Below are 15,939 nucleotides of genomic sequence, written 5' to 3'. Positions count from 1 at the left end.
CGGCCCCGCCCCCCTTCATTTCACCTTTTCGAGCCCGGGAAACGCCTCGGCCGCGCTCGTCTCGAAGAGCGAGACCTGGTTGCCCGAGCGGATCATCGTCTTGCCGAGCCGCGGGAACTCGGCGATCTCGGTCGGCTTCTTCTCGCCGCACGAGAGGTACACGAGGTCTTCCTCGAACGGGTTTTTGAGGTGATGGGCCACCGACGGCACGGGAAAACCCATGAAATCACCCGGCCCCACCTCGAATTCCTCGTCCCCGATCTCGGCGATGCCCCGGCCGCTCAGGATGTAGAGGAACTCCTCCTCGCCGTGATGGCGATGATAAATGAACGACTCTTTCCCCGGCGGCACCCGGATCAAATTGACCCCGATTCGTTCGAGCCCGGTCGCCATTCCCAGGAGGTGCCCGTGGATCAGCGAATTCGGGTTGAACGGATGCGACATCGAGGCCTCGGGTCCGCGGTCGCGGGCCCGGATGAGACACGGTTTTTTCGTGGATTCGTCGGTCATGCCAAACCTCCCTGCACGCGGATTTCGGAGCCCTTCGTGGGCCGGGAAAGTGCCTCTCGCGTCGCCCGCGCCGCGATGTCGAAGGCGCGCGCGCCTTCGGGCAGACGGAACGGACCCACGCGCGGAAGCGACTCGATGACGAGCGCGCTCATCCCCGCGCGCTCCGGCACCTTTAGCGATGGGCTGTCCACCTTTCGCCACGGCGAGCGCGACGCGAGGTGGTGATAAAAAAGCCGCTCACCTGCGGGCATTCCGGCGAGCCCGTGCCGGTCGAGGATCCCGCCGTCGAGCAGCGGCCGCCCCTCGTGCCAGACGGGATGAAACAGCCCCGGCACCGTGCACGACGCCTGGATTGCCGGCGCGAGCGGCCCTTCCGCGAGCACACGCGTCCCGCGGGCGAACACATCGTACACGCTCACCGCGAGCGGCACGCGGCACCGATCGAACGAGCGCACCGGCAAGAGCGCTTCGAGCCGTGCGCGGAAGAGTTTGCCCGCGAGCAGCCCCGGCCCGAGCCGCACGTCCCAAAAATCCTCACGCTTGAGCCGCAAAAGCTCGTCGCGGATCGTCACCGCGCTCGCGCCCGCCGCCCAGATCCCGCCCACGAGCGCGCCCGCGCTCGAGCCCGAGACCCGCGTGGGCAAGAGCCCTTCGTCTTCGAGCACGGTCATCACCCCCGCGTGCGCGAAAAACCCGAAGAACCCTGACGAAAGGCCCATGGAAAAGGGACCTTCGCGGAGCCACTCCCGCAGCGTGGGGGTGGGACGAACGGAGGCGTGGGGGGCGGTCGAGGCGGACGACATGGCAGGCGGAGGCGCATCCTAGCCGAAACATGCGCCCTGGGCGCGCCGATCGGGCGTTCAGCCGATGCTGATTTTGAGCTCGCGCATGCGCCGCTGCAGCGCCACCTTCGAGACGCCGAGGTGCCTCGCCATCAGCTCGACGTTCCCGTCGCATTCCCGGGAGCAGCGCAGGATCTCGTCCCGTCCGAGGTCGCTCGCGCGCCGCACCTTGTGTTGATCGACGAGGTTGTAGATCGAGCTCCGCGGAATCCTCAGCCGCTCGGCCGTGGCCTTCATGTCGAAGTCGCACGCGCGCAGCGCCTCGTGCAGCTCCTCCACGGTCACGTCGCTCGGCTTGCGGCTGCGTCGCGGCGTCATGGGCTCCTTGGTCGGCGAGGCCCCCGTCTCGGTTCCGCCGGCGTTCCCGAAGCCTCCGCCCGCGGGCGGCGGGTTCATCGAAAGCAGCACCGCAAGCGCCGGACCCGGATCCAGCGGGCCTGTGTTGTGGCTTCCGAGGACGAGCTGCCGCACGACATTCCGGAGCTGTCTCACGTTTCCGGGCCAATCGTGCCGGACGAGCGCCGCCATGAACGACGCGGGGAGCCCCACCTGGTTCAATGGGATCCGGTCCGCCTTTCCGAAGCGATCGAGCTCGGTGCGGAGAAAATGTACGAACAGACGCCCGATATCGTCCCGCCGCTGGCGCAGGGGCGGAATCACGAGCTCGTAGCTGGAGAGCCGATGCAAGAGCGGCGCGCGGAAGGCCCCCGTTTGCACCTTCACTTCGAGATTCGCGTCGGTCGCGGCGACGATACGCGCCCGCGTCTCTCGCATACGCGAGGCCCCGAGCGTCTGCACCTCACCCACGTCGAGGGCGCGGAGCAAGGACGCCTGCACGTCGAGCGGCATCTCGCCCACTTCATCGAGAAATAGCGTCCCATCTTCCGCGGCGCCGAAGTAACCGGAGTGGGCGCGCGCGCCTGTGAAGGCGCCCTTGTCGGACCCGAACAGCTCGGAGGCGGCGAGCGCGGGTGGGATGGCGCCCATGTTCACGGCCACGAAAGGCCGACTCCGCCGCTCTCCCGTGTTATGGAGAGCACGCGCGACGAGCTCTTTACCCGTCCCGGTTTCACCGCGCACCAAAACGGGCACGTCGAGGTTCGTGAGCTGCCGGATCTCACGGCGAACGCGCTCGATTCCCAGGCTCGCGCCCACGAGGCCGAGGTTATCCTCCGACTCCTGGCGCAGCTCGTCGAGATGCAAGAGGAGCACGATGCGGCTCGCGAGCTCCAGTACGATCCCGGCCTTCAAATCATCCGTCGAGAAATCGCGGCAGCCTTGAAGCAAACTTCCGTTCGCGACGATACGCGTGGGGCTGCCTTGCGTATCGATACGAATGCATTCGTTTTCGAGCCGGAGCAGGCGTATGGCTTTGCGGCTCACGTGCGCATCGCCGAGCGGCTCGCGCCGGCTCGAACCCGGGCGCGAGAACTCGGGATCGAGGCGTGACAGCTCCGTGCCCGCGCCGCCTGCTGGCAGCGGCAAGAGTGCCCGATCGCCGACCCGCTCCACCGTCGGGTGCCAGACAATCGTCAACGTGGGGACGCGGGAACTCCCGAACCCCGCCTCGGGGCCGTCTGCGTGTGTCGGCGGGTTGAGCCCATCGAGCGTCGAGAGCTCCGCGTCTTGTGAGGACACGTACTCTTGATATCACGAAAAGGGGGCGTTCGACAAGCCTACGACGCGTTCGACATGTCGACGGACACGTCCGCCGACACGTCGGAGATACGTCCGGTGTGGGCCGTGATGCGCGGGGTGTCGCCGCGGTGTGTCGAGCCCCTATTCAAGCTCACGAGTGCATCGTTCCACGCTGGCACGCCGCGTGCAAACCCTATTTTCGCATTTCGACGGGTAACCAGTTGGAGGTAGGCCGTGCCCGACAAACTCGAGGACATCGACACCATCGTTGTCCTGATGATGCAGAGCAGGTCGTTCGATCACGTCCTCGGCCATCTGAGCCTCGACGGCGGACCGTACGAGGGGCAGCTCGACGGGCTCGTGGGCACGCCGGTCGACGGGAAGCTCCTCGACACGCGCTACGAGAACACCTGCGAGGGACGCGTGCACCATCCGCAAGAGATGCGCGACGGCGCAATGTCCGCGGAGCTGCCCGAGGATAGCCATTCCGTCCATCTCTCCCTCGGCCGCAGAACCTCCTCGGGCGAGCGCGCGATGGATGGCTTCGTGCGGGCGCATGCGCTTTCGGCGCACCGCGCGTCGCGAACCTTGCCGATGGGCTTTCTGCGGTGCTCGGGCGCGCCCGTCACGAACTTCCTGGCGAAGAGTTATGCCGTCTGTGACCGCTGGTTCGCTCCGCTGCCTACGGGTATGGCGCCGAACCGGCTCATGGCGACGTGCGGCTATTCTCTACTCGCGGACACCACGCCCCGGCTCTTGCCGTTGCACGAGACGGTCTTCGACTGGATGAAGCAGCGTGGCATCCGATATCGTGTGTATCACGACGGTTTGTCCTTTTTCACCCTTTGCCCCTGGATGCACGGTGAGGTCACGAGCGATCGCTTCCGCTCGGCGGTCCGGCTCGCGGACGACGTCCGGAACGAGCCCGACGCCACGTTCCCCCAGGTCATTTACATCGAACCCTCTTATTTCGACGCGCCCTTCCACCTCGGCCGACCGCCGAACGACAACCGCCCGCCCCTGCCCATGGCGCCCGGCGAGCGATTCTTGCTCCAGGTCTACCAGGCGCTCACGTCGAACGCCGAGCGCTTCGGCCGCACGCTCTTCATCGTCACGTATGCCTCGCACGGAGGTTTTTACGACCACGTCTCGCCGCCGCCGATCCACGATGGACCGTTCAAGACGGCGGGCGTGCGTGTCCCTGCGATCGTCGTCTCGCCGCTCGTCGAGCGCGGCACGGTCCACGGCGGCCTGCTCGACCACACCTCGATCCTGCAGCTCGTCGCCGAGAAATTCGGGGACGGCGCCTATTCCGAGGCCGTCGCGCGCCGTGCCGCGCAGGGGATCGGCAGCGTCTCCGCGGTCCTGAACCGCGGCGCCGCGCGCGCGTCCTTGCCCGTCCCGCCGAGCCCGCCCGAGCGACCGGGCCGCAAATGCAAGCGCTCGCTCACGCCCCGCACGGAAGGCGCGCTCGCATTCGACCTCGCGGCGCGCGCGCTTTGCGACCACGCCCCGGCGCGCGTCGCGAGCGCGTACCCCGAGCTCTGGCAGGCGATGTGGAACGCCGCGCTGCAATGAACCACGTGCCGCTCAAAGCACGACCGTAAAACCCTGCCAAACTGAGGCGAACGCCCCCGGCAGCTCGATCCCCCACGCCGCCTCTTCCAGGCACGTGACGAGCTTCGCCCCCGCCTTTTCCCCGTCGATCGTCGCCCGCACCGAGACGATCTCCTCGAGCGTCGATTCAAGCCCTACGGTCGCCTTTTTCCCTGCGCCGCCGCACGCAGCGAGCCCACGCGAAAGCTCGTCCTTCAGGAACGCCTGCTTGTCGAACATGCTGATCTGCGGCGGCTTCGCGCGGTGACTGCCGTAGAGCCGGCAATTGCTGGACCCGAAGCCCCAGCCGCTTGCCGAGAACTCCTCGATGCCTTCCGTCGAAGGACGCACGCCCGGCTCGATCGCGAGATAACTCGTCACCGGCGACACGGCCCGCCCCATCACCGCGAGCGACATCATGTCCGCCTCTTCGATCGAATGCAGCAGGTTCGAGCCGAACACGAGCCCCGCCCACCTTCGATTTTCGGCCTCGTCCGCGACGAGCACCCGGCGCACGGGCGTCGCCCAGAGCTCGCCGGTCACCTCCACGAAGGGAACCTGCTTGTCCGACAAACGCAGGTCCTCGAACGACTCGCCCTCCGCCAGCGCCTCGGGAGCCACGAGCGCCTCCTGGGCAATGCCCTGCGCGTGCACCTGGAAATGATCGATCCGCTTGGGACGCGCGAGCTCTTCGTACACCTTTCGGGGCTCGTCGCTCTGGTCGGCCGTATCCATCGAAGCTTGCCACACGAGCCCGCCCGTGGGCCGTGTCATCGCCGCCCAGGCGTGCGTGTCGTCGCGCGTGAGCGTGGTCGAGAACGCGCTGTCCACCACGCCGACGTGCAGGAGCGCGCCGCTCTTCGAGAGCTGACCCCGCAGACGCTCCGGCGTGAGCTCCTGCCGCGTGCGCGTGTCCGTCAAGGCCAGGATCCGCTTCGGCGTGTTCTCCGGCAAGGCCGCGAGCAGCGCGTCCGCGCGGGAGAGCGCCTCGTCGATGTGGCTCCCGTTTCGCAGGACAATCTGCGATCCGTCGAGCCCGGCGAGCGCTTCGCGTACCGAGACGAACCCTTTTTTCGAGGCGTGCACCGCGCGATCGAACGTGAATACCGCCGCGCGGGCGTCCGGGAAGTGGGAGAGATACGCCCGCGTCATGGCGACCTCCGCCTCGACCTGCTCCTGATCGAGCGATCGGGAGGCGTCGATCAGCACCACGACGTGCGCGCCGCGGGGCACACGCGAGAGTGCGGGCGCCGCGGCGACGTGGAAATGGACGACGTTCTTCTGCTTGCCGAACCCCACCGACGCGAGCGCGCCTTCGACGGGTTTTTCGCTCGCGGGCGCGACCGACAGGTCCACCGCCTCCTTCAGGCTGATCTGTGCCGGCGCTTTTTGCCGCGTATCGCCGACGAAGAGCGCCTCGCCCGCGATCATCGGCGATACCGTGGCTGCGGCGGGCAGCTCCTCGGTGCCCAGGGCGGCCGTGAGATCGAGGTGATGCCGCCCGTCGCGGTATTGCGTGGGCAACCGCAGCGTGTATTCGATCGTCTTGTCCTCGCCGGGCGGGCAGGGGAAGACCTGCAGCGCGAGCAGGTTCTGGCTCCGCCACGACAGCAAAGCCGGATCCTTCGGGTAATACCCGCCGACGCCCGTCAGCTCCCGATACCGCGCCGCCGCTTTCTCCGCCTCGAGCAATTCGCCGTCGAACCAGTGCGGCTTGCCGTCCAAGGTCCCCAGCGTGCGTAGCCCGACGGCCACGGCGCCGGACGGCATGTCGATGTAAAACGTCGCCTGATCGTGGCGCGGACCGCCATTGTGTACCGTGCGCCGCACGACCAGGTCCGCGTGACCGTGGCCGATGCGGAGATCGACCACGTGCGTCTTTTCCACGAGTTTGTCCGATCGCAACCCCCGCACGTCATCGGCCGAAGCGGCGTTTGCGGAGAGGAGGATCGAGGCGAGGATGGAAGCCGCGCGCGTGTACGAAATGAAGGAGGTCCGCATGGCGATGGACCCGACATCGACAGGGCCGCATCGTTCCCGACTTTGTTGAATTCTTCATCGAGCGGATCGTTCTTGCTCCGGCGTACGTACGGCTTGCCGGGCGAGGGCGCTCGGCGTATCGAAGCGCCGATGTCTGCTCCCGAGTCGAAAGGGCGTCCGGCGAGGCGCGCCGTCACGCTCGCGCTCGTCGGGATGACGCTCCTCGCGCTGTTCGCGGTCACGTTCCGGCTCCGGCTCGACCCGAACGTAGCCTCGCTCCTGCCCGATCAGGGCGAGGCCGCGGCGCTCCGACGGTACGTGCGTGGCTTCGGCGGCGGCGACCTCGCCGTCGTGCTCGTCGAGGGGCCGGATCCGGAGACGAACGCAAGGGTTTCGGCCGAGGTTGCGGCCGAGCTCGGAAAGCGCCCGAGCGTGGCCCGCGCCGCCGATCGGGTCGACACCTCGCGCGCCCTCGATCCGATGCTCGTGTTTCGCCACGCGGATCCACGCGCGATGGAGCGCCTGCGCGGCGCGCTCACGCCCGAGGGCATGCGCGCGCGGCTCGCGGAGAGCCGGGCCATGCTCCTCGCGCCGGGCAGCGGTGCCGTCGCCGACCTCCTCGCGGCCGATCCGCTCCGGCTCGGGCAACTCGCCTACGAGGGCGCGGACATCGGCTCCGGCGTGCGCACGCAGCCGGACGGCGCGTTCGCCACCGACGACGGCACGGCGCACCTCGTGCTCGCCGAGCCGCGTGGACAAGCTTTGCGTGGCGAGGACGCGCGGCGCTTCGTCGAGGACGCGGAGTCTGTCCTCGCGCCGCTTCGCTCGGCCCACCCCGAGATGCGGTTCGGCCTCACGGGTGGTCATGCGATTGCAGCGGCGACCGAGGCCATGCTGACGCGTGATCTCTCGATCTCCAGCACCATCGCCATGGGGCTCGCGTCGCTCGTCTTTGCCTTGATCTTCCGGCGCGTGCGCGCGCTCGTCGCGGTGATGCCGCCGCTCCTGCTCGGCACAGTATGGACCGCGGCCGTGGCGGCGGCGCTCCCGCGTGGTTTGTCCGCGATCGCGATCGCGTTCATGTCGGTCGTCGTGGGCGTGGGGGTCGACACGGGCGTGCACGTTTATGCGGCGCTGCTCGAAGCGCGGCGGGCCGGGCTCGAACCTCGCGAGGCCGCGCGCGTGGCGCGGGCGAAGACGGCGCGCGGCGTCTTGTTCGCGGCCGGGACGGCGGCTGCGGCGTTCGGCGCGCTCGCGTTTTCGAGCATCGAGGCCATGCAGCAGCTCGGCCTCCTTTGCGCCGCGGGCGAGCTCCTCACGGCGGTGGCGATCGTGCTCGTGACGCCGGAGGTCGGCGCGCTCCTCGAACGAAAGCCTCCGCCTCCACCGGCGCCCGTGCGCTGGACCGATGCATTCGCCTGGCTCTCGGGCACGCGCAGGCGCGCGGCGCTCCTCGCCTTCGTCGCCCTCCTGCCCGTCGGGGCCGTTTTCCTGGGCGCGGCGCCGGGTTTGTCGGAATCGATCGTGGCCGTGCGGCCGAAGGAGCTCGAGCCGCTGAAGGTGCAGCAGGCGGTGTTCGACGCGTTCGGGGGCAAACGCGGGCAATGGGTCGTGCTCGTCGCGGATCGGGATCTCGAGCGCGCGCGGGCGCGCGGGGACCGACTCGCGGAGACGCTCTCCGCGATGAAGGACGACGTCGAGGCGGTTGATGCGCTCACGGCCCTCGCGCCCGCGAAGGAGACGCAGGAGGCGCGCTTTTCGGCGCGCGACGCGCTCGATCTCCCGGCGAAGGCGAACGAGCTCGAAAAAGCGCTCGTGGAGACGGGGTTTGCCCCGGCGCGCTTCTCGGGCGCGCTCGATGCGATGCGCGCGCCCTCGCGTGACCTCGTCCAGATCGAGGACCTCCGCAAAACCACGGCCTCGATCCTCCTGTCGCGTTACCTCGGCACCGACGACGGCGATCACCTCGTGGCGCTCTACGTGCGGCCGCGCGAGGTGCCCGGCGCGACGGCGCGGGTCGAGCAAGCGCTGCGGCAGACCGATCCGCAAGCCATGTTGACAGGGTATGCGCGGCTCGAAGTCGTGCTGCGGCAGAGCCTCGCGCAAGACCTGCCGAAGATCGGCGGCGTCGCCGCGGTGCTCGTGGTCGCCGCGCTCGCGATGTCGCTCCGGCGCGCGCGGGACGTGGTGATTGCGGCGATCGTCGTCCTCTGCGAGATCGCGGCGGTGCTCCTCCTCGTGCGGATCTTCGGCATCCCGCTGCACGCCTACGACGCGCTCGTCCTGCCCGTGCTGCTCGGGATCACCGTCGACGAGGGCATGTTCTTGCTGTACCGGGCCCGCGAAGTCGACGGGGGGATCGAGGGCACAGGCCGGCCCTCAGGGCTCACCGGAGCCCCGGACGTCAAGCACGATGTGATTCGCGAGACCTTGCGAGACGAGGGTCCTCCGGTCGCGGCCACGGCGCTCACGACGGCCACGGGCTTCGCGGCGCTCGCGCTTTGCCGCTTCGACGGCCTGCGGGATCTCGGCCTCGTGGGCGCGCTCGGCAGCGTGGCGGGGCTCGTGGTCGCGCTCGTCGTCGTGCCCGCGGGACTCCGGCTCTGGAAGGCGTGAGGTCTTCTCAGCATGCCCGCGGGGCGGTATCCATAGTCCCCTCCCATGTCGCAACCCTCCAAGCTCGTCGCGGATCGCGTCTCCATCAGCCGCACCGTGCTCGGCTCCTTGAACGAGCACACCTCCGAGATCGCCACGGAGCTCGAAATCGCGCTGTTCCCGGAGGGCCTGCCACGCGAAATCACCGTCGCCAGCTTCCTCCACGCGCTGCGTGACCTGCTCGCGCGCTCGACCGAGACGATGTTCGCCGCCGACCTCGCCCACGCGCGCGAGCTCGCGGACGACGACGCTCCGCGCGCGCTCGCCGAAGAGCGCGTCGAGGGCCTCAAAGCCCTGCTCCTCTCGCTCCGCACCACGCTCGCGAGCACCTATGGCGTGCCCGTCGCCGCCGCGTACGGCATCCCCTCGCAGATCCCCGACGATCCCGAGGTTCTTCTTCGCGTGGCGAGCACCGTCGAGCGCCTCCTTCGCGAGCGCCCGCTCGTCGAGCCGCCGAAGATCAAGAGCCTCGCCATCGCGCCGCTCGCCGTCGCGGAAGACCTCGGGCTCGCCATTGCGGACCTCCGGCGCGCGCTCGTCGACGTCGACCGCGAGCGACGCGAGGCCATCCTCTCGCAGAGCACGAAGAACCTGGCGATGGCCCGGTGGCTCTCGACGTACCAGGGCGTCACCGAGGCGGCCTGCGGCCTGTACGCGCTCGCGGGGCAAGCCGCGCTCGCCGAGGGGATCCGTCCGACGGCGCGCAGGCTCGCGGGTTTGCCCGAGGAGGAAGACGCCGCGCCCTCGACCGAACGGTCGCGCTGATCGCAGAGTAGCCACGCGCCCCCCGGTCGCTTATTCTGCTCGCGTGGCCGCCCTGCCGCTACGCACCGAGGGGACGCGCCCGCGCGAGCTCGGGGGAATTTCGCGCGGAAGGCTCGCGCGCGGGGCGTTTGTCTCGGCGATCGCCCTCGCCCTGTTCGTCCCGCGAAACGGCGGCGCCCAGCCAAAAAAGCCCGCCGCGCCGGCCCCGACGAACCCCGCGCAGACGAACCCGGCCCCGACGAACCCTCCGCCGGCCGCGCCGCGCCCGCCGCGTGCTTCCGTCGCCCGTGTGGCCGAATCCCTCGCCGCGGAGCTCGCGTCCGCTCCCATTCGCGCCCTCGTCGTCGCCGCGCCGCTCGTCTCCGATACGCCGGCGCCGCGCGGGGCCGAGCTCACGGCGCGCATCGCCTCGCTCCTCGCGGGTCGCCTCGGCGCGGGCAGCTCCGCGCACCCGAGCCCGCTCTCGCTCGCGGATGCACGCGTGGCGGCGCGCGGCGAGCGATCGTTCGTCCACCTCGTCGTCGAGATCCGCGGCGGCAAACTGCGCGTCACCGCTGACGTCTTCCCCGTCCCGCGCACCGTCTGGGCGCGCATTCGGGATCCCGAGCCGGGCCCGCTCGCGCACGCCTTCGCCGAGGCGCCGATCGACGCCGAGATTCGTAGCTTCCTCGAACCCGTGCCGCTCGCGAAAGCAAACGTCACGCGTGGCCAGAACTTCGAGTCCGACGTCGTGGCTCTCGCGTGTGGCGACCTCGACGGCGACGGCGCGCTCGAGATCCTGAGCACGAGCCGCCGCCGCGTGACCACGCTGCGGATCCGTGACGGCAAGGTTTTACCGCTGCGCTCGCGCTCCTGGTCGGATCTCTCGCCGCTGCACCCGTCGCCGCTGCGCGAGCCGATCGGCCTCGCAGGGCTCGTCGAGCAAAAGGACGAAGCGGGCGGCGTCAAACGGTTCGCGGACGTCGGCGTGACGGATCGCGCGAAGGCACTACGCCTCGACGCGGAGCTCGCGGTCGTCGCGCCCCTCGCGGGTTTGCCCGTCTCGGCGGGTGAGGCGAGCGGCTGCGCGCGTATCGCGTCGGGGTGGCTCACGGGCCCGCTCGTGCCTTGTTTGCCGGGAGAAACTGCGATCACGCCGGTCACGGCCGGCAACTTCGACGTGCTCGCCGCGGCCTCGCTCGTGACGCCGCGGGGCCAGCGTTTCACCGTGATCGCGGCGCGGAGCGATCGCGGCGCGGTCGAGGTGCGCGACGACGCGGGGCACGTCGAGACGATCACCGGCGCGGGCGCGCAGCTCGCGGTGGGGGATCTCGATCAGGACGGCGATCCGGAGATCTTGAGCGGGCTCGACGTGGCGAATGCTCTCGACGATGCGGTCGTCGTGCGCACCTGGGCGCGCGCGGCGGCGCGGGAGGCGGGGCGCGCGCGCGAGATCATGCGCTTGCCGGCGGCGGCGGGCGTGCGCGCGCTCGCGGTGTGCCCTCCCGATGGCCCGGGACGCGCGCCGTTCGTGGTCGCGACCGCGGACGAGATCTGGGTGGTGCGATGAGCGACGAAATGTTCGGCTCGGACAATCGTTTGTCCAGGCGCACGTTCCTCGGCGCCTCCTTGGCGAGCGCGCTCGTGGCCGCGACGCCCCCCGCCGCTGCGCTCGGCCGCACCCCGCACGGCGGCCGCTTCTCGCTGCACCTGCCCTGGCCCACGCGCACGATCGACCCGCACGACCTACGCGACCCGACTGCGGCCCTCTTCGGCGCGGCGATCGCCGATCCGCTTTTCGCCCTCGACACCGCGGGCCACCCGGTCCCGGCGCTCGCGCAATCGCTCCCTTCGAAGGAGGCGCTCGGCACGGTCGTGCGCTTGCGCGAGGGCCTGCGCACGGCGCGCAAGGAGACGCTCGGCGCGGCGGACGTGATCTTCTCGATCGAGCGCGCCCGCGGCCGGGGCGCGGCGGCGGTGCTCGCGGAGGTCCCGAAGCCCACGCCTTACCCGAAGGATCCGCTTGCGGTGGTGTTTGGCACGACCGACCCGCACAAGCTCGCCCGCGCGCTTGCTTCCCCGCTCGTCTCGGTGGTGCCGCAAAAATTCGATCCGAGCGCGCCGGACGGGACGGGGGCATTCCGCGCGGAATGCGGCGACCGTGGGCTCGTGCTCTCCAAGAATGGATTCGCGGCGCGTGGCTCGGCGTTCCTCGACGGGATCGAGGTCGCGCGCGCGGACGACCTCGCGACGTCGTTACGACGATTCGAGGCGGAGCGGGACGACGTGGGCTGGCTCGGGCTCGGCTTGCACGGCGAGCGCAAAGGCGCAGTCCGATTCGACCTCGGCCGTGCTGCGTGGATCGTCTTGCAGATCGGCCCCCAGGCCGGAAGCTACGGCGCGCCGTCGGTCGCGCAGCGGCTCGTGGACGCGGTTCCGCCGGAGCGTTTGTCGCATCTCGGGCTCGGGCCGTTGCCGCCGGCCCATGGGGATCCGGGTTGGGGCGGGCCGCCTTCGGAGCTGTTGGTGGACGAAGCATCGGCGCATCTCGTCGAGGTGGCGCGAACGCTCGCGCCGATCTTGTCGAGGCCCGGGCACGAGGTGACGGCCACGACGCTCCCGCGCGTGGAGCTCGGCCGGCGCCGCGCGCGGGGGCAGGTGGCGCTTTCGATCGATATCGTACGACCGTCGCAGCCGGGGCCGCTCGGTGCATTGTTATCGCTGGCGACGGCGGACGACGCGGCGCGGGCGAAGGAGCTCGCGATGAAGCCGCCGAAGCTTGCGCCGAATGCATCTGCGCGGGCGCTGACGCATAGCCTGCGGGTGGGCGTGCTCGGGGAGCTTCGGGTGGCGGGAGGATTGATGCCGGAGCTCGTGCTCGCGAGGGGCGGGGATGGGTGGGATCTGGGGGCGAGTTTTCGGAGGCGAGGGAAATGAAGAACGGATCTTCCGCGACACACCACGACAAACAACCTCTTCCTCGGTAAGATCACCGCTCCATGACCCCGACCGCCCCCGACCCCCACGCCGAGGCCCTCCGCTTCCTCTCCGCCGCCGATCCTCGCCTCGCCGAGCTCATCCATTCCGTTGGCCCGTGTCGTCTCGGCTCCGCCGCCCAGACGAGCGGGCCTTTTCATACGCCCGGGTTTTTCGAGGCCATCGTCGAGTCGATCGTCAGCCAGCAGCTCTCCGTGAAGGCTTCCGATACCATTTTCGGCCGCGTCCTCGCCCTCGGCGGAGGAAAACTCCTCCCGCCCGCCGAGCTCCTCCGCGTGGAGGAGCAGGCGCTCCGGACCTGCGGTTTGTCGGGGTCCAAGGTCAAGTTCATCCGGGACCTTTGCGAAAAACTCCTCGATGGCACGCTCGTGCTCGACGAGCTGCCCGCGCTCGACGACGAGGCCGTGATCGAGCACCTGCGGCGCGTCAAAGGCATCGGGCGCTGGACCGCGGAGATGTTCTTGATCTTCCGCCTCGGCCGGCCCGACGTGCTCCCCGTCGCGGATCTCGGTATCCAGAAGGGAATGAAAAAGCTCCACGGACTCCGGAAGGATCCGACGCCCGAGCGAATGATCAAGCTCGCGCGGCCCTGGAGGCCTTATCGTTCGGTTGCTTGCTGGTACCTCTGGAGACTTCACGAGACCAAAAAATGAAGGTGAGACCCACCATGGCTTTTCTTACGAAGATTCCTCTGCGCGGCCTCATGGCCATGACAGCCGGCCTGCTTCTGTTCGTGGCCTGCAGCGACGAGGGCGGGAGCGCTTCGGATGGTGGCGGCGGCACGGGCGGCTCGCTCGCGGGCGCGAAGAAGCGCTGTGGGCAGGACGTGGGGTGTCAGCCCGGCGAGACGTGCAAGCTCAACTTCATCGAATGGGGCTACGAATGCTCCTGCGAGGCTGGCAAGCTCGTCTGCGATTCCTGGGCCAGCGCCGCCGGCCCGCCCGCCGCGCCGCCCACGGATCCCGGGATCGAATGCGTCGATTCGTATTGCCAGGACAACAACCTCGCCTCGTCGTGCTCCTTCGCGAGCGCCACGTGCAACTACGAGGTCATGTGCAACCTGGGGACGGGAATGACCGAGTCGGTCACGGGCGAGTGCCCGTAGATCATTTCCCGTCCGGCAAGGCCAGCGTCGCCAGGACGTCGCCGATCGGCTTCGGTTTTCCGTAGAGCCAGCCCTGGGCATAATGAATGCCCATGTTCGAGAGCATCTCCGCCATCGGCTGCGTCTCGACCGATTCGGCCACGGTCTCGATCCCCAGCATCCCGCCGATGCGCTGCACGCTCTCCACGATCGCCCGGTGGAGCGGGCTGTCCAGCATGCTCCGCACGAACATGCCGTCGATCTTCACGTAATCGACCGGCAAGCTCTCCAGGTACCCGTACGACGCGTGCCCGCTGCCGAAATCGTCGATCGCGAACCGGCAGCCCATCGCCCCGAGCTCCTGCATCATCCAGAGCACCTCCTGCAGGTTCGCGAACGCCGCCGTCTCCGTGATCTCGAAGCAGATCTTCGTCGCCGGCACCTTGTACTTGCCGAGCTGCTCGACGAGGAAATCGAGCAGCCCCTCGCGCAGGAGCGAGAGCGCCGAGAGGTTGATCGCGCACGTGTGCAGGTGCTTCAGGTGCTCCTTCGGCAGCGAGCCGAGCGTCGCCAGCGTCCTCGACACGACGTACCGATCGATCTCGTCCATCATGCGGCTGTCCTCGGCCGCCTGGATGATCCCGACCGGCGATTCGAGCTGCCCTTCGTCGCCGACCACGCGCACGAGGACCTCGAAATGCAGGCCCCTTCGCTTCGTCGGCGGCAGCGCGTGGATCTCCTGCGCGAAGAGGCGCAGCCGCCCGTCCGCGAGGTGGCGCTGGATGCTGGCGACCCACTGCATGGCGCGCCGGCTCCGCGCCATGTCCTGGTCGTCGTTCATGTAGATCTGCAGGCGCCCGCGGCCGCTGTCCTTCGCCAAGCGGCAGGCCTGATCCGCGGCCCCGAGCACCTCGGCCGCGCGGTGGAACTCGGCGCCGAACGGCACGAGGCCCATGCTCGCCTCGACCGGGAACGTCTTCTTCTGCCAGCCGAAGCGGAACTCGTGCAGCGTCCGCTGGAGCTTGCGCACGACCTGCTCGGCTTCGAGCGTGTCCCGCCCATGGAGCAGCACCACGAACTCGTCGCCGCCGATCCGACCCGCCGCGTCCTGCGGCCCCATGATCTCGTGCAGGCGCGTCGCCACCCACTGGAGGAGGTCGTCGCCCGCGTCGTGGCCGCACGTCGTGTTGACCAGCCGGAACCGATCGAGGTCGAAGTACACGAGCGCGTGCCGCACGCCGCGCTCACGGCTCTGCGCGAGCGCTTGCTCGATGCGCTCGGCGAAGGCGTGGCGGTTCAAGAGACCCGTCAGCGCGTCGTAGCGCGCTTGCCGCGCGATCTGGAGCGAGAGGAGCTGCTCGACGTTCGCGTCGCGGAAGACCACGAGTTTGCCCGCGCGCCCGGTCGCGCCCTCGCTCGCGGTCGAGATGCCCGTCGCGTGGCGGATGGCCACGATCTGCCCGTCTTTCCGCTCGAGCAACGCGGTTTGCCCGAGCATGCCCGTCGGGAGCGGGCCGACCGACGAGCCCTCGGACGGGAACGGCGTCGGGGGCGATGCGGGCCGCACGCGGAAGACTTCGTCGAGCTGCGCGCCGCGCCTCTCCTCGAAGCTCTCGCCCGTGAGGCGCTCGGCGGTCGCGTTCATGCGCACGAGGCGGCCCTCGGCGTCGGCTTCCAGGATCGCCACGCCGAGCTCCGACAAGCTCGCGTCGAGCCCGAAGAGCGGCGCTTTCGGCAGCCACGAGCGGGTACGCCACTCGCGCGTGTCCCGGCGCTCCTCCTCGTCGTCCTCTACGAGGTCTGCCTCGATCTCCTCGGGCAGATCGTCTTTCGTATCTGAGCTCGTCACGTTGGCCAATACTACCTATAGCGAAAGCCTAGCGTTTCGTCGCC

12 protein-coding genes are annotated in these 15,939 nt (G+C 69.4%); 7 read left to right on the top strand and 5 right to left on the bottom strand.

Annotation, left to right across the window (positions count from 1 at the left end):
- Nucleotides 1-15 precede the first annotated feature (15 nt).
- The 3 genes from KEG57_RS21285 to KEG57_RS21275 all read right to left on the bottom strand — a co-directional run bounded on the left by KEG57_RS21285 (nucleotide 16) and on the right by KEG57_RS21275 (nucleotide 2,990).
- Nucleotides 16-510, bottom strand: coding sequence for a cupin domain-containing protein (locus tag KEG57_RS21285; protein ID WP_272421295.1), 495 nt, complete (start codon nucleotides 508-510; stop codon nucleotides 16-18).
- Nucleotides 507-1,229, bottom strand: coding sequence for a patatin-like phospholipase family protein (locus tag KEG57_RS21280; protein WP_272421296.1), 723 nt, complete (start codon nucleotides 1,227-1,229; stop codon nucleotides 507-509). Before KEG57_RS21280 ends, KEG57_RS21285 begins: the two co-directional genes overlap by 4 nt.
- Nucleotides 1,230-1,370: 141 nt before the next feature.
- Nucleotides 1,371-2,990 (bottom strand): sigma 54-interacting transcriptional regulator, encoded by a 1,620-nt coding sequence (locus KEG57_RS21275; protein ID WP_272421297.1) that lies wholly within the window; start codon nucleotides 2,988-2,990, stop codon nucleotides 1,371-1,373.
- A 234-nt stretch (nucleotides 2,991-3,224) separates the two neighbouring features.
- On the opposite strand from KEG57_RS21275, the gene KEG57_RS21270 reads away from it, so the two are divergent.
- A complete protein-coding gene (locus KEG57_RS21270) occupies nucleotides 3,225-4,568 on the top strand; it encodes an alkaline phosphatase family protein (protein ID WP_272421298.1) in 1,344 nt (447 codons plus the stop codon).
- 12 nt (nucleotides 4,569-4,580) lie between these two features.
- Here KEG57_RS21270 and KEG57_RS21265 read toward each other — a convergent pair whose 3' ends face one another.
- Nucleotides 4,581-6,587 carry a vWA domain-containing protein gene (locus tag KEG57_RS21265; protein ID WP_272421299.1) on the bottom strand — a complete coding sequence of 669 codons (2,007 nt, stop codon included), beginning with the start codon at nucleotides 6,585-6,587 and terminating at the stop codon, nucleotides 4,581-4,583.
- Between the two features lie 129 nt (nucleotides 6,588-6,716).
- Between KEG57_RS21265 and KEG57_RS21260 the strand changes: the two genes are divergently transcribed.
- From KEG57_RS21260 to KEG57_RS21235, 6 genes are all read left to right on the top strand, one after another.
- Nucleotides 6,717-9,182: an MMPL family transporter gene (locus tag KEG57_RS21260; RefSeq protein WP_272458734.1), complete on the top strand. Its 2,466-nt coding sequence runs from the start codon at nucleotides 6,717-6,719 to the stop codon at nucleotides 9,180-9,182.
- 45 nt (nucleotides 9,183-9,227) lie between these two features.
- Nucleotides 9,228-9,986 carry a hypothetical protein gene (locus KEG57_RS21255; RefSeq protein WP_272421301.1) on the top strand — a complete coding sequence of 253 codons (759 nt, stop codon included), beginning with the start codon at nucleotides 9,228-9,230 and terminating at the stop codon, nucleotides 9,984-9,986.
- A gap of 43 nt (nucleotides 9,987-10,029) precedes the next feature.
- The gene (locus KEG57_RS21250) at nucleotides 10,030-11,535 is read left to right on the top strand and encodes a hypothetical protein (protein WP_272421302.1); all 1,506 of its coding nucleotides are present in this window, start codon (nucleotides 10,030-10,032) and stop codon (nucleotides 11,533-11,535) included.
- Nucleotides 11,532-12,902 (top strand): hypothetical protein, encoded by a 1,371-nt coding sequence (locus KEG57_RS21245; protein ID WP_272421303.1) that lies wholly within the window; start codon nucleotides 11,532-11,534, stop codon nucleotides 12,900-12,902. Before KEG57_RS21250 ends, KEG57_RS21245 begins: the two co-directional genes overlap by 4 nt.
- 62 nt (nucleotides 12,903-12,964) lie before the next feature.
- Nucleotides 12,965-13,615, top strand: a complete 651-nt coding sequence (locus tag KEG57_RS21240) for a DNA-3-methyladenine glycosylase family protein (protein ID WP_272421304.1) — start codon at nucleotides 12,965-12,967, stop codon at nucleotides 13,613-13,615.
- Nucleotides 13,616-13,629: 14 nt separating this feature from the next.
- Complete coding sequence (locus KEG57_RS21235; RefSeq protein ID WP_272421305.1) at nucleotides 13,630-14,067, top strand: hypothetical protein; 438 nt, start codon at nucleotides 13,630-13,632, stop codon at nucleotides 14,065-14,067.
- 1 nt (nucleotide 14,068) lies between these two features.
- On the opposite strand, the gene KEG57_RS21230 is transcribed toward KEG57_RS21235, so the two are convergent.
- Nucleotides 14,069-15,895 carry a putative bifunctional diguanylate cyclase/phosphodiesterase gene (locus KEG57_RS21230; RefSeq protein WP_272421306.1) on the bottom strand — a complete coding sequence of 609 codons (1,827 nt, stop codon included), beginning with the start codon at nucleotides 15,893-15,895 and terminating at the stop codon, nucleotides 14,069-14,071.
- Nucleotides 15,896-15,939 lie beyond the last annotated feature (44 nt).

The organism is Polyangium jinanense, from assembly GCF_028435365.1.
The sequence above is the reverse complement of the archived record's forward strand: the minus strand, read 5'-3'. Positions and strand labels throughout refer to the sequence as shown.